This window comes from Persicobacter psychrovividus (assembly GCF_036492425.1).
GTDB lineage: Bacteria > Bacteroidota > Bacteroidia > Cytophagales > Cyclobacteriaceae > Persicobacter > Persicobacter psychrovividus.
In genome coordinates, this window is record NZ_AP025292.1 from 66,806 (window position 1) to 88,111 (window position 21,306).

Here is a 21,306-nt window from a genome sequence, read left to right on the forward strand (position 1 = left end):
GGTTTTTTTATTTTAAATTACATTCATAAGTCCCACCTTTGAGATAGGAAGAATCATTTTTCCGTTCACCCATTAAAAATAACCACACAACTTATGAAAGTATTGAAGCAGCTATTTTACTGGTTTTCAGCATTCATGCTGATCCTGAGCTTGTCAGGTTTGTCGTCTTGTGCACAACAGAAGTATAAATCTTATGGCAAGACCAAAACAATTAAAGAACGCGGGAAAGGGAATACAAAATATAAGACGATCTATTAATGATTGTGATTTAAGGCTGATCTCATCTTAATTTCATTTGTGCGTTTGTTTTTCCTTTCTAAAAGTGATAATTTTCGACGCATCACTTTTTTGTATGTTAAGTCGAAAGATTAGGATAGATGATATCAGAGAAAATAGAAACTCAAAGCCAAATGGGGCAAGAGCAAAAATCAGGTTGGTTGGAGAAGTTGGCTCAAAGATGGGAACTCAACAGTACTAAGCAAGTGTTGTTGGTGCTGTTGGTCTTTTCACTGACGGGCTCCACGGTAGCCTATATGCGAAAAGGGATTTTCGCCCTTTTTGGTTATGATGATGCCACTCCTTTCTGGCTGAAAGTCATCACTTACATTGCATTGGTTTTCCCAAGCTATCAAATCTTGATTTTGGTTTATGGCTGGATTTTTGGCCAGTTTGATTTCTTCTGGAAGAAGGAGAAGAAAATGCTTCAGCGCATGAGGCTGATGAAAAAAGATACAGATAAAAAATAGGCATACAAAAAAGGCGAATCTTTTCAGGATTCGCCTTTTTTATTATACGTCGTAAGCGTCAAATTTTTTCCACCATTCCTTCCGCTTTGCTTCCGTCCAGTGGTAGCGCTCTTGCAGCCGCTCAATGGTCATCAGTACTTCATTGATGTCTGCAGGCCGGTCGTTGATATCATAGGCCATACAGGAGAACAGGAAGTCGATCAGTTCCGAAGGTAAATCCTGCATTTGATACGCGTCGATATTGATCATATCTTTCGTCAGTGGCTTACCCCCCAGATTACTTTGGGAGAGCATATCGATCAACAGTTTTTTACCCAAAAGGAAAAAGCCAATAGCGCCAAGGGAGTAAATATCCACCCGATGGTCTGCCAGCTTGGGATTGCTCATACGCTCTGGCGCAAGATACGAAGGCGTACCAGCAACCTGATTCATTTGCGTGATTTCCTCTTCATCGTGCATATCCTTCACCAGACCGAAATCAAGTACCTTGATGTAATCAGGCTCTCCGCCAATCTTGCAAAGCATGATGTTTTGCGGCTTAATGTCGCGATGAACCAAACCCATCTGATGCGCTTCTTTCAGTGATTTTGAAACCTGCATCAGGATGTGCAACACGCGCTCGATAGGTTGTTCCCCATGCAATTTGACAAGCTCTTGCAGTGAAATACCATCAAGAAACTCCATGGCATAATAAAAACGACCATCTTTGGTGTAATTGTAATCGTAAATTCTGATCGTGTTCGGGTGTGAAAGTCGGGCGACCATCTGCACCTCCCGTTCGAAGCGTTGCAGGTGTTCCGACTCTATAAGCTCTTTTCTCAGGACTTTAATTGCCGTTGGTCGTCTTAAGAAGGCATGTTCTGCCAAATAAACTTCCCCAAAGCCTCCTTCGCCAATTTTTTTCTTGATCATATAATGCCCCATTCGGTTGGCCTTACTGACTTTTTTCTTCAGCAATGAGATATTCACATTACTGTTGAACAACAAAATGGAAAGAATGATGATCACAAAGAACATCGGGAAATACACAATTCGGATATAGCGGATAGGCGCAAAAACCTCATCAGCCTCTACTTCTGTCGCCACCCCAAAATTATACTCAGGAAGCCAATACCACGCCCCGACCATTTCCTTGCCTGCATAATTGCGGTAAGGTTCCATCACTGTCCCATAGTTGAGGCTATCAGAGGTGGTGCCCTTTGCTTCCAGGGCCCGCTGGACAATCCTGACGTAGTTGGAACTTTCCTCAGGGTCACGCATGGCCTGAATGCTATTGTGGTGAATGGTGTCCGAACTGGCGGTAATCAAACCTACCTGATCGAGTTCTGTGAGGGTCTTGGAAATTAAGCGGCCTTCATGGTCGAAAGCGTAAGACTCCCCCCCTTTTCCCTCAAGTGCAATATTGAAAAGCTTCGAGAACTGATGCTGCGGATTTGCGGCCACAGCAACCCCACCAATAATGCGGCGCTGCTCGTCATATATTGGTGCGCAGAAGTAACAGTAAGTATTGTAATTATCGATCAGGATGTGCTTCTTCTGTTCCTGAAATGGGGGAAGAAACACAGAACGGCCTTCACGAAGATCCGACAGGATGCCCATCAAATCTTTTGAGATGTAAGTGCCTACGATATAATGATTCAGCGTAGAGTCTGCCTCAATTTCAGTGGCGCTGTCTACTGCGTTATTATGAAATGCCACAACAGCACCCGATAAATCAATAATTGCAATCAGCGAAGCATTCCCCTGCTCCTTGATTTTATCGAGGAGCGTATCGAAACGTTTGTGCGCATCTACTTTGAAAGTGCGATCAATGAATGGCTTTTGAGCGGAAGCCTGTAAAATCTCTACGGCAGTCTGGTGAAGCTCTGTGCTGTCAGACACCTCGCGGGAAACTTCCGTGAGCTGATTACCCACCCATGTTTTCAGCAGTTTATGTTGTGCAATAAGAATGGATTCGAGTTCCTTGCGCTGCTGATTGATGATCTCTCGGCGAACACCTGAACGGAACAGGTTACCACATAATGAAATCAGCAATAAACAGGACGCCAAAGCCAGTGCCCGAACCCTTTTTGGGACCAGCAGTTGGTTGCGCCATTGCTCAAGAACAGAAATTTTCTTTTTGGAAGTAAACTGGGTGTCAGCGCCAACACGCTGAATAATACTTTTGGTTTTATTGGCAGTGGTTGTACCTGACTTGGTGATCGGGCTTTCCTCAACAAAATTCAGCAAAGACATAACCTCTTTACGCACCGACTCATCTCCCTCTGACAAGAGATCAATCTTTGCCTGAGCAAGCTCTGGAGGTAGATCCATCACCTGAGCAATGATATCACTGACTTTTTGGTGTTTATCCTGATGCATTGAGTCTGAAATTGAAAATCGTTGGTTAAGTACTATGACTTACTAAAATAGAAATAACAAAAATCAAGCCGTATATGAAATGATAATTGATGTTTTAAGTGTAAAAAATAATACCGAAAATATTCGAAGCCGTTACAGGCTATTTCAAGTAGATTATTGGAGGGAAAGTTAATCAAATGATTTAAGATTTTTAATAAAAAAAAGCCGTTTTCGATAAGAAAACGGCTTTTTAACATATTTTGGGATAGTATTAAATGTCACACTGGCCTGACATACAAGCTAACTCTTGTGCGGCAGTTGTGTAATCTTCTTCCTCGAAGCGGTAGATTTTCGCAAAATCAATCTCAGGGAAAGCAGCATTTAATTTCTCATAAGTAGCTTTATCGATCTCTACATAAGGCATTTGATCAAATTGTGCATCGTAGGCTGGAAGGAAAGTCATACCGCCAATACGGCTTTGGTTTTCCCACGTCCAGCGAACAATATCCAAAACTTCATCCTGCTTATAGGTAATCGTTACCGATGGGTTATGTTCCGTATAGTTGGTTTTTACTCTCAACCAGTACTCACATTGCTCAAGGGCAGTACGGTCATTTCTTGTTACGGCACCTTCTGGCGCTTTTACAGGGAAATGAGCCACGTAAGTTGTCGCATTCTCGGCTGTTTGTCCATTTTCAGGATCCATAGGTACACCCGACGATTTCAATACTTTGTAAATTGGAGTGGCAGCGCCAACACGCACGTTACGGATGTAGTAAGGAGACCAGCGAGAGTGAATACCTGGTGAACAGTTCAACAACTGAGAAGAGTTCCCTGAAGGCTTCACACAGGTGATGGATGCCGAAGCATTGATGCCCAGAGTCGCTGCATATTTTGCGTTGGTTTCTACGGCAAGATCTCTAAGAGTTTTCATTACCTCAGCATCCTGAACCAATGGTGTATCCAACTGCCCGTTGATGTCCACCCCTAAAAGGCGTTCTTCTTCACAGTTTTTCTTCCAATGGTCGCGAAGGCCAGGGAAATGCGTCGCCATAGACTGGATAGTACCGATAATGGTCGCCAACTCTACTTTTTCTTTCAGGTCTTCCAAGGTGTCCTCAGGGCGGGCAACCGCTACTGAAAGGTTACAGAACTGGAATGGGCGCAAGATAATTTCGCCACAAGGGTTGGTACCGAAGCGAGCTTCTTTACGACGGGCAGGCTTGGTAGCCAAAGCGGCTTTTCTGTTGAAGATACCTGGCTCACCACGCTCTGAGTGTACCATATCCAAAAGATATTTGGCGATCTCTGCCTGTGAAAGCTCACGCTCAGGCCAAACTGCCGAGTTGTTGGCATTCCAGCGTTGTGGATTTGTTCTCCAGAAGTCACCATCTTTTGAGTGGCGCATTGCGTCATCATCAAAATCAAACAATGAGATCATTGCTGTACGGCGAACACCGCCAGAAACAGCAGCAGAACCAATCGCACACATAATATCATGCGCATCTACGGAACGAAGGAATCGACCCTGGCGAGCAATGATACGCGCACGGGCAAAATCCAACATCTGACGCAATGGCTCAGGACCCGAAGCACGACCACCTTTAATGCGCAATACGGCACCTGAAGGACGTACCAGTGAGTAATCAAATTTAATATCGTTACCTGCGAACCAAGCATCCAAACCAACACGCAATGAATCTCCCCAGCCTTCGGTGGTGTCTGTTACCACGTGTGTAGGAAGAATAGTGCCTTGCTGGCGCTTGATACGAGGGAAGTTTTCTATGTATTCGTTCTCTACAGAGAAACCTACACCACAACCTGCCATGGAAATCAGCAATGCTTCAACGAATGAATCCACTGAATCTACAGGCATATAAGAACAGTTGTAAATCGACATGTTGTTACGGCGTGCCGCAGGGCCTGCCATGGCCAACAAACGCATCGATGGCATTACACGCATGTCCAGAATACCCTTACGAACACGTTCGTAATCAGCTTCAGGAAGGCGGTTTTCAGAAAGTTCTTTCATGAAATCCACTGCGCGGTCCACCGTTTCGATCCATGTCTCACGGCGGCCTTTCTCATAGCCAAAACGAGAGTATTTATCGTAAAACTGGAACTTCTGTAATTGTGTAGGGAAGAATTTATCCGATGCTTCAAAGTCCTCTTTTACCTCCTGAGGAATCGGACGATGCTCTCTAAGCTTGGCATGCTCGGCGCGGTAAAGAATATAATGCTTGGCTGCGGCATATTCTCCTTCGGCCTGAAGTGTCATTTCCACGATATCCTGAATATTTTCTACTGTCGGGACATCATATTGTGCCGAGACGATATTCACCACACGCTCGGTGAGGTTGGAAATCAACGGCTTCACTTCTGATTCCTTACGACCCACATTGGCAAAACACTTCAAGAGAGCGTTTTCAATTTTTGATGGATCGAAAGTGGCGCGTTTGCCATTTCGCTTGACTATTTGAATGGGCTGATTCACGGTTTCTTCAGCATTTGCTGCGTTTAGAGTCTCTGAAGCGGAATTTTCGGACATAGTTTAATCGGGGATTTTGTTAAAATACCTAAATGTGCTTGTTCCCTGGCTTCGTTTAATTGCTTAAAATTACGAAGTCCTCAAGGAATAAGATAGTTCAAGCTGTTCCTAAGTTGTTCAGAATAAAGGAGCTACTTTAAAAAGTGCAAAATTTATTTGCAGGCATCCTTAAACGTTTGCTGATTGATCCTGAAGGCAGGACACTCGCTTGAAGAGCATCAAATGTAGTAAATAAAACGACAGCATGGGAAAGCAAAAAAATCTTCAAAGAAAAGTTCTTCAAATATTCCAAAAGGACGCATTTAGTGGTTTATCTTTTAAAAAATAGCACATATTTTATTTAACCTCCGCTATTGGTGGTGGCAAATGGTTATTATATAAATATTTAGTGAGTGCGTTTGCAAATAGGAAACATTTCAAATCTACTTCCTGAAATTAAGGCTAACCCATTTCTTGAGGTGATTTTAACCGATCACTATTTTTTACAATTGTGGTTTAATAAAAACGCACAATGTTTAAAAAGTGCAATTTACTTCTGCCCATATTTTTTTAAGGCTTGACTTTTACATAAATAAAAAAGTAGCAAGGAAAAAAGTTCCTTACTACGCGAATTGGGGTATGAAAAGAAAGCTAAATGCTTGATGGATTTACTTACTGAATGGAGAGGTGCTTCTGAAAGGCTTTTTTACCTTGTATAATTTGAAGCTGATACTCCCCTGCCTCAAGGGGGGCTGTGTCAATGGTGGTTTGGTAGGCGCCATCCACCGCCGAGATGCTTCGCTGAAGTATGGCTTGCTGTTGGCCGTTGAGTAGTTTCATTTCAAGGTTTTTGGCCTTGGCCTCAAAGCCGATAGAAATCTGGTTGTCCTGAACCATCAATTCTATATTTTGCAATTTCAGCGGATCAAAACCACTTTGTTTTTGCTCTTCGGGTGTCAGGTTATGCAGTCGGGTAGTTTTTTTGGCAGCAGGAAAATGTGCCTGCATATACTGCTGTATATCTCCTGAAGAAACGTGGGCTTGCTGAAGTTGTGCCATGGCCTGCTGTTTCAGCTGTTGTATTTGTTGTGGCGAAAATCCCTGAGGGGCCCCTGTGCCGTTGTTGTCGAAAAATTGCTGAAAGGAACTGTCGTTGAAGAACGACCCCATATTGGCCATACCATGCTGAAAGAGGCTGTCGAAATTATCGGGGATCATATTTTGCTGAAATCCGAAGCCCGAAAATGGATCTGCGCCTGTGGAGTCAGTGGAAGAAAAAGACGAGGAAGACGAAAAGGAGAACGCCCCATTCATGCCCGCTTCTTGCATTTGCTTTTGCACATTGGCCTGATCGGCCTCCATGGCCTGGCGGCTGTCGTAAGTTTTGGTGATGGTTTTCTGATGGCCGTTGGCATCGGTGGTCATCATTTTTATGGTATATTTTTCTTTGGTATTTGATTGTGCCCGCAAAGTGGACGAACAACAAAATATACCACAAATGAGGATAAATGTCAGTAGGTGTTTCATGGCTTAAAAAGGATTGTCGTTGCAATGAAATTTACAATGCTAAGGTATTGTCTTTGAGTGGTTTATTTTGTTAATAGGCTGTTAAAACAAGTTAAAAGATGTTAAATACAGGCGCAGGAGTACGATTTAAGAAGCAGGACACTTAAATTGGGTTGGTCTTTTCGGCTATACATCTATGAACAAGAGAAATCTAAATATCGTCATCGGCATCATGTGCCTCTCTACACTCTGCCTGCTGGGTTTTCAGCTGTATTGGGTAGGGAATGCCATGAAAGTGAATGAAGAGCGTTTTAATCAGGATGTTCATATGGCACTGAATGCCGTAGCGCTGAACCTTGAAAAACAGGAGGTGATCCATCGGGTGCATCAACAGCAAAAAGCACTGACCGATTCTGACTTGCTGTTTTGGGTCGATCAGATGCAATCTCACGGCTACCCGACCTCCATACTGGACCAGAATGGGAAGTTGCGTAACAGCCAGCAGTTGCAGCAGCAGATTCAGCGCATGCAAGGGCAGATGACCAACATGATGACGGCCCTGGGCTTACCTGTACAGGGGCTGAATTTTAAAGACCTGATGAATGCTGGTGAAGGACAATGGTCGATCAGTTTGCAGCAGGGCGATTCTATTTATACTTATGGCAACTCCTTTTTTTCCAAGGGAAAACCAAACCGCAAGTTGAATAAAAAGGGCTTTGGCCAATGGAAAAAACAACAGCGATCTCCCGCTGCAATGAAACAGGAGCAGGAAAAGCGGATGAATGAGCGCAATAAAATGGTGCAGGCCATTGTTGATCAGATGTTTGCCCAACCCCGAACCGTTGCTCAGAAACTTAAAAAGCATACCCTCGACTCCCTACTCCATGCCGAACTTGGACGTCGAGGCATGCACCTCGATTATGAGTATGGTGTAACGCAAAACGATCACTGGCTGATGAGTAGCCATGCGAGCATTAAAGCGGCGGAACTTGTGAGTTCTGACTTCTACACCACGCTTTACCCCAATGATTTCTTCAATTCCAACACCAAACTATTGGTGAATTTCCCTAATAAAGACCGCTTCCTGCTGGGGAAAGTCGGCCTTGCTTTGGGCTCCTCATTGTTGTTGGTGCTGGTGATGATTCTTTGTTTTGGTTACGCCATTCATACGATTCTGCATCAGAAGAAAATTTCTGAAATGAAGAATGACTTTGTCAATAACATGACCCACGAGTTCAAAACCCCTATTGCGACGGTCTCGCTGGCCTGCGAAGCACTCGCCGATCCAGATATGAGGCAGTCGGGGTCCATTGTGGATCGCTACCTCGGGATTATCAGGAATGAAAACAAACGCCTTGGACAGCAGGTGGAAAAGGTGTTGCAGGTTGCCCGCATGGATCGTAAAAAGATGAAAGTGAAGTGGGAAACGGTGGATGTGATCAAGGTGGCCAAACAGACAGTGCAAAACATTGCTCTTCAGGTGGAAAAGCGTGGAGGGTCTATTCAAATCGAGCAAACCGCCAAACGAACAGTACTCCGATCGGACCGTGTTCACTTGACCAATATTATTGAAAACCTGTTGGATAATGCCAACAAATACTCGCAGGGAGAACCGCATATTCGCCTGCAAATTGAAGAAACAAAAAATGCATTGATGCTTTCTGTAATTGATCAGGGCTGTGGAATGAGCAAAGAACATATCCGAAATATTTTTGATAAATTCTACCGTATTTCCACAGGAAACCTTCACGATGTAAAGGGTTTTGGCCTTGGGCTCTCCTATGTAAAGTCGGCCGTGGAGGCCATTGGCGGAGAAGTGGAAGTCAGCAGTCAATTGGGAAAAGGATCAACATTTACGCTATTTTTACCTTATGGAACAGAAAACAAAGATTCTATTGGTTGAGGATGACCCCAGCCTTGGACAGATCTTGCAGGAATATTTAACCATCAAAGGGTATGAAACTACCTGGTGTGAGGATGGCGCCGAAGCATGGGCCACTTTTCAGAAGGAGCAATTTCATTTGTGCCTGCTGGATGTGATGTTGCCCAAAAAAGATGGTTTTACCCTCTCGAAAGACATCAAAAATTCCAGTAAAGATGTCCCCTTTATTTTCCTGACCGCCAAGTCCATGAAAGAGGATACGCTGGAAGGGCTGAGCCTCGGGGCTGATGATTACATGACCAAGCCGTTCTCTATGGAGGAACTTTTGCTTCGGATCAAAGCAATACTGCGCAGGACTTATGCCGATGCACCGCAGCAGGAAACGGCCAAAGTTTTTGAGTTTGGCGACTGTGTGCTTGATGTGCACCTGCAGGAGTTGGCCGTGAAAGGTCATAAAATTCACCTGACCGCCAAAGAGGTTGGACTTTTAAGACTTTTAGTGATGAAGAAAAACCAGACGATGGAGCGCTCCGATGCCCTGAAAGAGATCTGGCAGGATGATTCTTACTTTAATGCCCGAAGCATGGATGTTTACATTGCCAAACTGCGAAAGTACCTCAAGCCTGACCCTTCAGTTTTGATCCAGACCATTCATGGGCAGGGATTCCGCCTGGCGGAAATTGACCAAGCGGCATCCTGAGGAAAGGCAGTGTTTTTTTCCGTTGTTTTTGCTATATTAAGGGGATAATACCCTACCAAGGCAATTTTTTACTAATAACCACATCAGAATGATCGAAATAATCCCTTCTTTAGCAGTGTTGCAGAACAAGGTTGTTCGCCTCCAGCAAGGTAAGTTTGACTCCGCCAAAGAGTATGACAAGTCGCCAACCGACTTGGCGAAGCGATTTGAGGATATTGGCGCCAAGCAAATTCATATTGTTGACCTTGATGGTGTCAAGCGAAAAGAGCCTGTGAACTTGGATATGTTAGACACAATCAGTTCGCATTGTTCACTGAGTGTGAATTTTGCAGGAGGGGTTTATACTGATGGGGCGATCAATAAAGTATTTGAGTACGGCGCCAAAAGTGTTACCGCAGGGGGGCTTTCAGTGCTCAACCCTCGGTTGTTTGTAGGTTGGATGATGACCTACGGACGTGAAAGAATCGCTTTGTCGGCAGATTCGCTCGGAGGGATGATCATGACGGACGGCTGGCTGAAAAACACACAGATTGCCACCGAGGATCATATTGCCTATTTCGCCTCGAGGGGTTTGAAATATTTTAAGGTGACCGACATTTCTCGGGATGGTACTTTAGAGGGGCCTGATACTGAGTTCTTTAAATCGTTGGTGGAGAAGTTTCCTGATATTAATATCATGGCCAGCGGGGGAATCAAGTGTATTGATGATATCAAAAAGCTTGAAGATGTAGGCGTAAAGGGTGTTGTGATCGGTAAAGCCGTTTATGAAGACCATATAAAAATAGAAGACTTAGGTGTATTTGCTTAGGGTAGTTTATAATACGCACTATAATTTACGAGTAGATCATCAGCTTTAAAATATGCGCTGAATGAGGCGTGCTTAAAAAATAACCTGAGGGTGGAAAGAGATCGTTCTTTGCCACCCTTTTTTATGCACCATTTCTATTCGTCAGTAGTATTCCCAGAGGGGTATAAACAGTATGCTCGTTTCATTGAATTTTCTACTGAAAAGTCATCAGGTACTTTTTGGTGGATGATAGCCTTTTTAGCTACATGAAATATGCAGAAATATACTGGACGATATAGCTCATGAAGCCCTTAACCGATCAGTTTTGGTCATGTTCAATATCATGCGTTATTCTGAGGTGTGGAAGGTAAAGCAGCGGTCATTTTTCAGGAATCTCTCCTGTTTGCTGTTTATCAGGCTGTTAGCTGTTTTTGCTACGGAAACGGCCAATTAATCAGAAAAAAAGTTAATTGTTTAGGATAAAATAGAGGGCAATGAAACCGTTTTGGCACGCTTTTAGCAATATTATAAACAGCGGTAAAATAGAACTGCCACCTCTTAGAGGTGGCAGTTACAGTCCAAAAAATCCTTGCGATACGATAAGATAAAAAAGTCCTAATAGTCTTAGCTGAAAAAATAAACCGCTTTACAAATTTCTTGTCCATTCCACAATTTGTAATTAAGGTTCACAGCCTTCAATAAAAAAACAACAAAAAAGTAGAGATTAAAAAGTCGCTTGTCTAAGTCAAAAAAATGGGTTCAGGAATTAAATTCCTGTTCCTTTCTCCAAAAATCTATAATACAAATATCGTTAAAATTTTTTAAAATAACATGACTTTTGTCATTAGTTTAACGAATCTTAATTTTGGTAGTGATATTCAAGGTCAAATTGCAAAATTTTGAATTTTGGCTAAAATCAATGCTAATTTGACATAGCCCGATTTTTCCTTCTGCAGATTGTTTTTTCACAATTGAATTTTTCTCCTTAAATTAAAGCTATACAAGCACTTTATAGCCTATTCGTTGTATTATTTCAATAATGAAATACAGTTGCAAACGTTGGCGGTGAAAAGTAAAAGTTGTAATTTAGTAAGATCGCTCCTCATAAATTAAAACATTTTTCTGCGCATGAAAATTCAAAAAATTTTTGAAAAAAAATCAAAAACCTTCTCTTTCGAGTTCTTCCCTCCTAAAAGTACTCGGGCAAATATAGAATTTGGCATCAACCTGGGGCAACTTTTACGTTTGAGTCCTGATTTCGTTTCGGTTACTTATGGTGCTGGAGGAAGTCATCAGGAGGCCACTTTTGATTTGGTGGATTATATCCAGAATAAGCACGAGCTCACGACAATGGTACACTATACGTGCGTCGGTGCTGATGAGCAGAAAATAAAAACCGATCTTGATTACCTTCAAGGGATTGGAATTGAGAATTTTATGTTGCTCCGTGGCGATCCACCTAAAGGAGAGTCGAGTTTCAAAATTCAGGAAAGCGGTTTTAATAATGCCAGTGATCTGGTTGCTTATGCCAAGACCATCACAGATGCAACGCTTGGTGTGGCGGGCTACCCTGAAAAGCACCCTGAAGCTGTGGACATGAATTCAGACATCAGTTATCTGAAAAATAAAATGGAGCAAGGCGGGGACTTCATTGTTACCCAGATGTTCTTTGATAACGACGCTTACTTTTCTTTTGTAGAAAGGTGCCGTAAAGCGGGGATCAAGGCAAGGATTATTCCTGGGATTATGCCTATCACGAATTTCAAGCAGATCAAGCGCTTTTCATCGATGGTGAATGCCCATATTCCTGATGAGATCATCAATGCGATGGAACCGCTACAGGATTCGCCAGACAAGATGTATAAAGTCGGGGTTTATCTTGCCTTAAAGCAGTGTATGGAGCTTCTCGAACGTGGGGCGCCTGGCTTGCATTTTTATACCCTCAACAAATCGCGTGCGACAGTCGATATTTTTGAGGCTTTGCCTGAGTGGCTGAAACGCTCTTGATTTGGTTCAGGGATGAAGTAATGCACCCAATAGCAATGACATAAAAGACAAGGAGTTACAGGTATAACAAAAAAAGTAGCCCAAAATAAGATTTTCAGTATTGATAAAGACTGCCCGAAATTAGGACGGTCTTTTTTTATGTTCAAAATTTTATATGGTGAAGGGGTGTTTGTGCAAAATATTGGGTTTGAATTTTCATTGCTTCTATGGTGTTTCAAAATCAAATTTCGTTTTAAAGCGCATGTTTTATCTGAAAAATGACTGATCTTTGCATTTCACCGAACCATTTATCGAAATGGTTCAACACCTTTGATCAGGATTTATGATAGCATACAAATTGTTTTTAACCACCGTGTTTTTGGGTTTTTTCTCGATGATGAACCCCTTTGCATTGATCCCTGTTTATGCAAGCTTGGTGGAGCGATTCGACGGACATACCCGACGTAAAATCGCCAATAAAGCCTGCATTGTCAGCTTCTTTTTGCTGGCACTTTTCGTGCTGCTCGGAAATGTGATTTTTCAGATGTTCGGGATTACCCTGAATGCTTTTCGTTTAGTGGGCGGCGCCATCATGATTTCCGCTGGCGTAGAGTTGCTTCGGGGGAAAATGAGTAAGGAAAATCGCCCTAAAGGGGATGTGGAGCGCGAGGACATGTCGTCAGAGGATATTGCCATTTCGCCTCTTGCGGTCCCGATTTTGGCGGGGCCAGGTACGCTGGCAGTCGGTATGAACTTCTCAGGAATGTATCCTGGCTGGTGGTATTCTTTTGCCATTGTGGGCATTGGCGCAGTTACACTGAGTATCGTTTACTTTTCTTTTATTTACTGTGAACTGATCACTAAATTTCTCGGTCGCGACCTGATGGACGTTATCGCAAGAATCATCGGTTTAATTATTGCCGTTATGGGAGTGCAAATGATCCTGTTCGGAATTCAGTCTGTATTGGAAGGCTGGGGGCTGATTCACGGGCTGTCAGTATAAAAATATTCAATAACATGAAAAATATCATCTTTTGAGGTGATGGAGGGTTTTTTTAAAATATTTTTAATTTGACTTCAGTATAGCAAGATTATTTATAATTTATGCGATCAGAAAGGGCTTTTGCCCTTTTTTTTTAGGGCAAAAAATAGACTGCATCAAGGTGTAAATCAACTGCCTAAGAGGATATTTATAAAAAATTATTTATTTTTGATAAAATACCTCAAAGGACGTAAATGAACCATATTTTTTAGACTGAAGTCCGTTTGAGATTAAAATTAAATTATACCATTCAACATTAATCTGATAGACATGAGCAATTCGAAACAATTCAGCTTCATTGGAAAAGCATTTTACCCACTAATGATGATCTTCGCAGTTATCATTTTGGCTCTTTCGATCGGTGTTTATCATCACGTACAAGATGATACCACTACTGCAAGTATTGAGACTACAGAAACAACAACGGCACAAGCGGTTGATTAAGAGAAAATATATTTGATGAAAAGCATCCTTCGGGGTGCTTTTTTTTGGACAAAAATCGCTTGAGCTTGTTATAGTAAAGTAAACAAAGAAAAACTTTATGAAAGATAAAGCGAAAGCAAGTAAGAAAATCATCACCGTTCTTACCTATGTAATGCTCGGCGTGATTATTATTGGCGCAGTGCTGTTCGGTGTGCTGCAATAAATCAGGAAGCATCTGCCCTAATCGGTCAGGTGCTTTTTTGTTTTCCAATAACACAAATGTTAAAAATCCTATTAATTTTCAATAATGCTGTCAGTGTGGCTTTACTTTTGCAATGAAACCATTGAACATTACATGATTATCGCATGTAAATGGCTTCAAAACTTAACTTTAAGGAATAGGCAGGGCGATGACTCCTAAAATATGCACTGCCTTCCTTTTTAACACTGATGACAATGGGTAAGGACAAGAAAAAAACGGGCGTTAAGATTTCAATGAACTTCACTTATGTGATGTTATTCGTGATCGTACTTTGCGCAGTGCTTTACGGCTGTAATGTGTAATGCACAAAGCAAGAAAACGCAAAAAAAGGCGCTTGATACGATATCAAGCGCCTTTTTTATTGCCTATGCACCGAGCCTGTTTTGGTTCAAACGTCTCGATTGGATCAAAATTTTATTCGTTTGAATTGCTTTAGCCGAAGCGGGATGCTTGAACTAAAGATTTTTTTAAGCTACAGCGAGAGTCCTCTTTCGTGATGCAACAACCTTATTTATTTCTTCACCGCCAACTTATCCTTCAACTCATTCAGCTTTAGCAGTGCCTCAACAGGCGTCATGGCATTGACATCCAACTTGCGGAGCATGCGCTCCACTTCTGCCAATTGCGGATCCACGGCATCAAACAAATTCATCTGGAAGTTATTTTTCGGCATCGCCTCAATGCGCTCTTTGGCGCGTTCCTTCGTGCGGCTGTCCTCCAAATGCGCCAATACTTCATTGGCTCGGGTAACGATCGGCTTGGGCATTCCCGCCAATTGCGCCACATGAATACCAAAACTATGCGCGCTTCCTCCCGCTTGCAGCTTACGCAGGAAGATCACTTTTCCGTCAATTTCCTTCACCGATACATTGTAATTTTTGATGCCTTTGAAATCTTCCGCCAATTGGTTCAGCTCATGATAGTGCGTCGCAAAAAGCGTTTTGGCTTTGGCTTTTCGGTGATTGTGCAAATATTCAACAATCGACCAAGCGATCGAAACCCCGTCATAAGTCGAAGTTCCACGACCAATTTCATCCATCAAAATCAAACTGCGCTCCGACAGGTTGTTCATGATCGAAGCCGTTTCGGTCATCTCCACCATAAAAGTAGATTCCCCTTTCGAAAGGTTATCCGAAGCTCCCACACGGGTAAATACCTTGTCGATCCAACCGATTTTGGCTTCAGAGGCAGGAACGAATGCTCCCATCTGTGCCATCAAAACGATCAGTGCCGTCTGGCGCAACAAAGCCGACTTACCCGCCATGTTTGGTCCTGTGATGATGATGATTTGCTGATCGTCATTGTTGAGCAAAATATCATTCGGAATGTAAGGTTCGCCAACAGGCAATTGCTTTTCGATCACGGGATGGCGACCGCCCTTGATATCCAACGTAACCTCTTCGGTCATTTGTGGCTTGACATATTCATTCGTCAGCGCACTTTCAGCAAAAGAACTCAGACAGTCGATGCTCGCCACCGCAAAAGCATCCTGCTGAATCGGCCCGATGTATTCTGCGGTAAATTGTATGAGTTCGCGGAAAATAGCCTGCTCAATAACCGACAGCTTTTCCTCGGCACCCAAAATCTTCTCTTCATAAACCTTCAGCTCCTCGGTGATGTATCGCTCGGCATTCACCAACGTTTGCTTGCGAATCCACTCCTGAGGCACCTTGTCCTGATGTGCTTTTGAGACTTCAAGATAGTAACCAAATACCTTGTTGTAAGAGATTTTCAGCGATGGAATACCTGTGCGCTCCTTCTCTCTTTCCTTGATTTGATCCAAATAGTCTTTTCCTGAAAAAGCAATTGCACGCAATTCATCCAATTCCGCATTGACACCATCGTTGATGATGTTCCCCTGATGAACAAGCATTGGCGCATCCTCCTTCAGGACCTCTTGCAGGCGCTCGTGCAGTTTGGTGCATGGGTTAATGCGGTCTGCCAAAGCCTGAAGCTCTGCATAAGGAGAATCCAATAATTGCTCACGGATTGGCCCTAAAGCTTGCAGGGCCTTTTTCAGTTGAGTCAGCTCTCGCGGATTAATACGCCCCGCCCCTACTTTGGAGATCAGGCGCTCAATATCATAAATGTTTTTCAGTTGGTCGCGGATGATTAGCTGAAGCTCTTCATCCTCACAAAGGGCTTCCACACAGGCGTGTCGATGCTGAATGGCGTTCAGGTCTTTCAGCGGCAGTACCAACCATTTCTTCATCAAACGACCACCCATTGGGGTCAAAGTATGATCCAAAATCTGAATCAACGGCACACCGCCTTCTTGTTGCGGTGCAAGCAATTCAAGGTTACGGATGGTGAATTTATCCAGCCAAACATACCGATCCTCTTCAATGCGGGAAATGCTGTTGATGTGCGCAATTTCCTTATGAACAGTATCTTCCAAATAATATAAAATCGCTCCTGCCGAGATAATCCCTTCTTGTAATCGTTCAATACCAAAACCTTTCAGGGAATCCGTTTTAAACTGCTGAATCAGTTTTTCATAGCCATATTCATAGCTGAAAATCCATTCTTCCAAAGTGAAGGTATTGTACTGATCATCAAAAGATTGCTGATATTGCTCTCGCTGTGAACGGCAATAAAGAATTTCTGACGGACGAAAACTCTGGATCAAATTCTCGATATAAGTCAATTCACCCGTTGCCACAGAAAATTCTCCAGTCGATAAATCCAAAAAGGAAACACCATGTCCATTTTTGCCAAAATAAACCGACCCCAAATAGTTGTTCACCTTCTGATCCAACACCTGATCGTTGAACGAAAGCCCTGGCGTTACCAATTCGGTTACCCCTCTTTTGACAATCCCCTTGACTGATTTAGGATCTTCCAACTGATCGCAAATCGCCACCCGATGACCCGCACGTACCAATCGGGGCAAATAAGCATCCAAAGCGTGATGGGGAAAGCCTGCCAACTCGATATGGGAAGCGGAACCATTGGCTCTTTTGGTCAAAACAATGTCCAAAACCTTACTTGCGATAATTGCATCCTCGCAGAAAGTTTCATAAAAGTCCCCGACCCTGAACAGCAACAACGCCCCTGGATATTGCGCCTTGATGGCGTTGTATTGCTTCATTAATGGTGTTTCTTTGCTCCCTTTTGCCATTGAGTGGTAAATTTTTGATCTATGAGATTAACCTAAAACAGGTGATATATTACTTGAAATGAAATGCAAAGGTAATCATTTTTCATTTTATTTAAGGGTATGCTTGTCGGCAAAATCGGGAGAGTGAAAGCGGTATGGGTGTAAGGGCTGTGAAAAGCACAAATACTTTGATAATTTTGCATCAACGGAAAAAACACTGCTATTTTTGTTGAACATTAATTGAATCGGACGGTATGCTCAAGAAACTACTCCTACCTATCGCCTATCCATGGGCACATCAATGGGTCGCAAAAATGGCCTGGGGTACCGCTGTGTTCATCGCCTTGTTTTTATTCTTGTTCGCACCATTTGGCCTGGCGAGTTTTACGGTTCCTTATCAAAGAGCATTGATCACCGCTGGTTTTGGGCTGATCACCGGCTTGGTTTTGCACCTGACGTCCCGTGCTTTGTTTCCTTATATTAAAGCCCGAAATAGCTGGAAATTGTGGGAGGAGATTGTCGCTCACTTGTTCCAAATTGGTGTCATTGCCATATTCAACAGTTGCTATGCCATGGCGCTGGATATGTTCCCAACTTCGTTCAATACTGTATTTTCATTTTTGTATTATACCATGCTCGTCGGTACCTTTCCAACGGTTTTTTTTACACTCCTCAAGAGTGGGGAAATCGGGCGGTCTTCGGAATTGATCTCATTAGATGATTCGAAAGCGGAAAGTAATAAAAGTGCTATTTCATCTGCTTCTGATCGATTGGTGCTTGCAGGGCAAAATCAGTTTGAACAGGTTGATATATCCACGGATCAACTGCTGTACATGCAAACGACGGATAATTATGTAACGCTTTATTGGGAGGATAATGGGACGGAGAAAAGTATGATTTTGAGGGGGAGCCTGACCTATTTCGAGTCGCAGATCAACTGTTCATTTATTGCCCGAGCCCATCGTTCTTATATCGTCAATTTTAATAAGGTTACCTCTTGGGATGGAAATGCGGGGGGTGGAAAACTAAAGCTTCAGGGGGTGGAAGATTCTATCCCTGTCTCCCGAAATTATGCTTCCAAATGGAATGTGTGGCTGAAAGAGCGATTGTCAAACAGCCCAAAATAGTGCTTTTAAGCCCATAATAGCGCTAATTACCCCAAACTAAACCCTATTTTTCTAATGACGGCGACCGTCTGTCAGGATCTTCAGAAATTGTGGTTGATGAGATGATAAATCTCTCAGAAAATGCCGTGTGCTCCATTTCCTTTGGGAAGTTTATTCCCCTTGATCCATAATTAATAGGCCTTCAAAGGGACTGAATAGCAAGATAGTGCGTAAGGTAGAGAAGGCGTACCACTTACAGGTTATCGGTTATTTTTGACATGGAGCAGCTATGCTCATGGTTAGCCACGGTTTGGCATTTATTGCTGAGAAAATTATCGAATGCTCATCATCAATTTCGACCAAAAAACAAATGATCTGTCATGGAAAAGTACCACATTGAATATTGTAGAAATAGTTGGCTTTTGAGCCTGTTTTTTATTCTTCTGCTGTCCTGTTTTTCGGGGCGAGCCTTGGCACAGGAAGGTCAAACGGTACAGGGACAAATCGTAGATAGCGACTCTGGTTATCCGATCATTGGGGCTAATATTATTTTGGCGGATCATGAACCGCTATTGGGAACGACCACCGATGCTGATGGGCGTTTTCAGTTGAAAAATGTACCGCTCGGCAGGCAGTCGCTCAAGGTTTCGGCGATGGGCTACGCACCACAGTTTTTGCGTTCGATTTTGGTGGTGGGTGGAAGAAGCACCCAACTGAATATTGAATTGACCGAACAGGCGACACAGTTGGAGGAGCTGGTCATTCAGGGACAAAAAACGGATGCCCGACCGAATAACGAAATGGCGCTGGTATCGGGTCGTGGATTTGATACTGAACTGACGGAGCGTTTTGCGGGTAGCCGAAATGATCCTGCCCGTATGGCGACGAATTTTGCAGGGGTGTCGGGTGCTAATGACGGTCGAAATGATATCATCATCCGAGGGAACTCGCCGATGGGTGTGCTTTGGCGACTGGAGGATATTGACATCCCGAGTCCAAATCATTTTGCTTCTTTTGGTTCAACGGGTGGACCTGTCGGGATGTTAAATACCAATGCCTTGGGACGCAGTGATTTCATGACGTCGGCTTTTCCTGCATCTTATGGGAATGCGCTTTCGGGGGCTTTTGATTTGACGATGCGCAACGGAAAAGTTGGGCGACCGATGTTTACGGGACAAATCGGGTTCAACGGGATTGAATTGGGTGCTGAAGGTTCTTTTTCGAAAAATAGCAATGCAACCTATCTGATCAATTATCGCTACTCGACTCTTGATCTTTTCAAAAAAATAGGCTTGAATTTCGGTACAGGATCAGCTGTCCCTCAATATCAGGATTTATCCATGAAGCTTAATTTTCCGCTAAAAAATGCAGGCAAGCTGTCGGTTTTTGCTTTGGGTGGAAAAAGCTCGATTGATATTCTGGGCAGTGATTTGGATCTGGAAAGCGATGATACGGATTTGTACGGAAATGAGAATGTAGATATTTACAATACAAGTCAGACTTTGGTAACAGGGCTATCACATACCTACTTTTTTGATGCGCAAACTTACGGAAAACTGACTCTTGCCTATACGCATCAGCAAAATGGGGTGCAGGTGGATACCTTGACTTGGCAACAAAATGTACCTTCTGCTCGACAGGAGATCTTTTCACATAATCGGGAAGATCGTTTGGTGGCGCATTATTTCATCAATCGAAAATGGAACAGCAAGCACACGACCCGATCGGGTGTGATGCTGACCAATTTTATCAATGATTTTGCGGACAGCACTTATATCAATTATGCGGATACATGGCATACTTACCGTTCGGGTGATGGCAATACGCAGTTGGTGCAGGCTTATACCGATTGGCTGTATCGCTTTGCTCCGAAATGGCAACTGAAGTCGGGAGTGTATGGAAGTTATTATTTTCTAAACGATCAGTTTGCGATTGAGCCACGGATTAATTTGAGCTATCAGTGGACGGATCGGTTGTCGGTAAATGCTGGTTTTGGGATGCACAGTCAGACACAGCCGATTCCTGTTTTGTATGCGAAACCCGAGTTTGATGGTACGGACACGAGCCTGCAAGATAACCTGAATTTGGGCATGAGCCGATCGATTCACTATGTGTTGGGCATGAATTATCAGTTGGCGGAATATTGGTCGATCAAGTCCGAAATTTACTATCAAGACTTGTATGATATTCCCGTAGCGGCACAGCCGTCGGGCTTCAGTATGCTCAATGCAGGCGATGACTTTGCTCTGCCTTATAAATTCGGTTTAGTCAATGAAGGGGTCGGTCGAAATTACGGAATGGAACTGACGGTCGAACGGCAATTCGCCGATCAGTTTTATGCTTTGCTCACGGGTAGTGTCTTTGGATCAAAATATCAGGGTTCCGATGGCATTTGGCGAAATACGGCTTTCAACAGCGAAGTGGTAACGAATGCTTTGGTGGGAAAAGAATGGGCCTTGGGCTCAAATCTGACATTGACTGCCGACACGAAAGTGGTGGTGGCTGGCGGTCGATATTTTACGCCGATTGATTTGGAAGAAAGCCGAAAGGAAGGCAGGGAAGTGCGTCGGGAGGATGATCCTTACAGCGAAAAAATGGATCCTTATTTCCGTTGGGATTTCAAGATTGGCCTGCGCCTGAACCAAAAGAAATTGACCCACGAATGGGTGATTGATATTCAAAATCTGACCAACCGACAGAATGGATACAGCATTAATTATAATAGCCGAACCGAGCAAATCACGCAGGTCAGTCAGCTGGGATTGTTTGTGGTACCGCAGTATCGGATTTATTTTTAGTAGGGTCCGGGCTTTATGGCTGACCTAAACGTTTTATGATTTTTTCTATCGCGAGACTCTGTCTTGTGATAGAAAATTGGGGAGGTTAGGCTATCACGAGA

At 43.3% G+C, this 21,306-nt stretch carries 14 protein-coding genes; 10 read left to right on the forward strand and 4 right to left on the reverse strand.

Features of this window, described 5'->3' with window-relative positions:
• Positions 1–93 precede the first annotated feature (93 nt).
• Both AABK40_RS00275 and AABK40_RS00280 read left to right on the forward strand, forming a co-directional pair.
• Positions 94–258 (forward strand): hypothetical protein, encoded by a 165-nt coding sequence (locus AABK40_RS00275; protein WP_332919349.1) that lies wholly within the window; start codon positions 94–96, stop codon positions 256–258.
• 119 nt (positions 259–377) lie between these two features.
• Positions 378–746 (forward strand): DUF6787 family protein, encoded by a 369-nt coding sequence (locus tag AABK40_RS00280; protein ID WP_338397348.1) that lies wholly within the window; start codon positions 378–380, stop codon positions 744–746.
• Positions 747–788: 42 nt separating this feature from the next.
• Here AABK40_RS00280 and AABK40_RS00285 read toward each other — a convergent pair whose 3' ends face one another.
• The 3 genes from AABK40_RS00285 to AABK40_RS00295 form a co-directional block, all read right to left on the reverse strand.
• Positions 789–3,107 carry a serine/threonine protein kinase gene (locus tag AABK40_RS00285; RefSeq protein WP_332919347.1) on the reverse strand — a complete coding sequence of 773 codons (2,319 nt, stop codon included), beginning with the start codon at positions 3,105–3,107 and terminating at the stop codon, positions 789–791.
• A 250-nt stretch (positions 3,108–3,357) separates the two neighbouring features.
• Complete coding sequence (locus tag AABK40_RS00290; protein ID WP_332919346.1) at positions 3,358–5,634, reverse strand: ATP cone domain-containing protein; 2,277 nt, start codon at positions 5,632–5,634, stop codon at positions 3,358–3,360.
• Positions 5,635–6,285: 651 nt separating this feature from the next.
• A complete protein-coding gene (locus AABK40_RS00295) occupies positions 6,286–7,140 on the reverse strand; it encodes a DUF3244 domain-containing protein (RefSeq protein ID WP_338397349.1) in 855 nt (284 codons plus the stop codon).
• A 175-nt stretch (positions 7,141–7,315) separates the two neighbouring features.
• Here AABK40_RS00295 and AABK40_RS00300 point away from each other — a divergent pair, with 175 nt between their 5' ends.
• The 6 genes from AABK40_RS00300 to AABK40_RS00325 all read left to right on the forward strand — a co-directional run bounded on the left by AABK40_RS00300 (position 7,316) and on the right by AABK40_RS00325 (position 13,960).
• Positions 7,316–9,022 carry a sensor histidine kinase gene (locus AABK40_RS00300; protein ID WP_332919344.1) on the forward strand — a complete coding sequence of 569 codons (1,707 nt, stop codon included), beginning with the start codon at positions 7,316–7,318 and terminating at the stop codon, positions 9,020–9,022.
• Complete coding sequence (locus tag AABK40_RS00305; protein ID WP_332919343.1) at positions 8,991–9,701, forward strand: response regulator transcription factor; 711 nt, start codon at positions 8,991–8,993, stop codon at positions 9,699–9,701. The genes AABK40_RS00300 and AABK40_RS00305 overlap by 32 nt, the downstream gene beginning before the upstream one ends.
• Positions 9,702–9,789: 88 nt before the next feature.
• Positions 9,790–10,509 (forward strand): 1-(5-phosphoribosyl)-5-[(5-phosphoribosylamino)methylideneamino]imidazole-4-carboxamide isomerase, encoded by a 720-nt coding sequence (locus tag AABK40_RS00310; RefSeq protein ID WP_332919342.1) that lies wholly within the window; start codon positions 9,790–9,792, stop codon positions 10,507–10,509.
• Between the two features lie 1,107 nt (positions 10,510–11,616).
• A complete protein-coding gene (gene metF, locus AABK40_RS00315) occupies positions 11,617–12,495 on the forward strand; it encodes a methylenetetrahydrofolate reductase [NAD(P)H] (protein WP_332919341.1) in 879 nt (292 codons plus the stop codon).
• A 322-nt stretch (positions 12,496–12,817) separates the two neighbouring features.
• Entirely contained in the window at positions 12,818–13,477 is a 660-nt protein-coding gene (locus tag AABK40_RS00320) for a MarC family protein (protein WP_332919340.1), read from the forward strand.
• 309 nt (positions 13,478–13,786) lie between these two features.
• Positions 13,787–13,960, forward strand: coding sequence for a hypothetical protein (locus tag AABK40_RS00325; RefSeq protein WP_332919339.1), 174 nt, complete (start codon positions 13,787–13,789; stop codon positions 13,958–13,960).
• Between the two features lie 752 nt (positions 13,961–14,712).
• Here AABK40_RS00325 and mutS read toward each other — a convergent pair.
• A complete protein-coding gene (gene mutS / locus AABK40_RS00330) occupies positions 14,713–17,322 on the reverse strand; it encodes a DNA mismatch repair protein MutS (RefSeq protein ID WP_338397350.1) in 2,610 nt (869 codons plus the stop codon).
• A 233-nt stretch (positions 17,323–17,555) separates the two neighbouring features.
• Between mutS and AABK40_RS00335 the strand changes: the two genes are divergently transcribed.
• Positions 17,556–18,428 carry a LytR/AlgR family response regulator transcription factor gene (locus AABK40_RS00335; protein ID WP_338397351.1) on the forward strand — a complete coding sequence of 291 codons (873 nt, stop codon included), beginning with the start codon at positions 17,556–17,558 and terminating at the stop codon, positions 18,426–18,428.
• Positions 18,429–18,787: 359 nt separating this feature from the next.
• Positions 18,788–21,205, forward strand: coding sequence for a TonB-dependent receptor (locus tag AABK40_RS00340; protein WP_338397352.1), 2,418 nt, complete (start codon positions 18,788–18,790; stop codon positions 21,203–21,205).
• Positions 21,206–21,306: the final 101 nt, after the last annotated feature.

Bases quoted from the DNA above. Each gene is read 5' to 3' on its own strand.
- AABK40_RS00335 (WP_338397351.1), top strand. From the start codon at position 17,556: ATGCTCAAGAAACTACTCCTACCTATCGCCTATCCATGGGCACATCAA.
- AABK40_RS00310 (WP_332919342.1), top strand. From the start codon at position 9,790: ATGATCGAAATAATCCCTTCTTTAGCAGTGTTGCAGAACAAGGTTGTT.
- AABK40_RS00305 (WP_332919343.1), top strand. From the start codon at position 8,991: ATGGAACAGAAAACAAAGATTCTATTGGTTGAGGATGACCCCAGCCTT.
- AABK40_RS00295 (WP_338397349.1), bottom strand. From the start codon at position 7,140: ATGAAACACCTACTGACATTTATCCTCATTTGTGGTATATTTTGTTGT.
- AABK40_RS00320 (WP_332919340.1), top strand. From the start codon at position 12,818: ATGATAGCATACAAATTGTTTTTAACCACCGTGTTTTTGGGTTTTTTC.
- AABK40_RS00290 (WP_332919346.1), bottom strand. From the start codon at position 5,634: ATGTCCGAAAATTCCGCTTCAGAGACTCTAAACGCAGCAAATGCTGAA.
- AABK40_RS00340 (WP_338397352.1), top strand. From the start codon at position 18,788: ATGGAAAAGTACCACATTGAATATTGTAGAAATAGTTGGCTTTTGAGC.
- AABK40_RS00285 (WP_332919347.1), bottom strand. From the start codon at position 3,107: ATGCATCAGGATAAACACCAAAAAGTCAGTGATATCATTGCTCAGGTG.
- mutS (WP_338397350.1), bottom strand. From the start codon at position 17,322: ATGGCAAAAGGGAGCAAAGAAACACCATTAATGAAGCAATACAACGCC.
- AABK40_RS00280 (WP_338397348.1), top strand. From the start codon at position 378: ATGATATCAGAGAAAATAGAAACTCAAAGCCAAATGGGGCAAGAGCAA.
- metF (WP_332919341.1), top strand. From the start codon at position 11,617: ATGAAAATTCAAAAAATTTTTGAAAAAAAATCAAAAACCTTCTCTTTC.
- AABK40_RS00275 (WP_332919349.1), top strand. From the start codon at position 94: ATGAAAGTATTGAAGCAGCTATTTTACTGGTTTTCAGCATTCATGCTG.
- AABK40_RS00300 (WP_332919344.1), top strand. From the start codon at position 7,316: ATGAACAAGAGAAATCTAAATATCGTCATCGGCATCATGTGCCTCTCT.
- AABK40_RS00325 (WP_332919339.1), top strand. From the start codon at position 13,787: ATGAGCAATTCGAAACAATTCAGCTTCATTGGAAAAGCATTTTACCCA.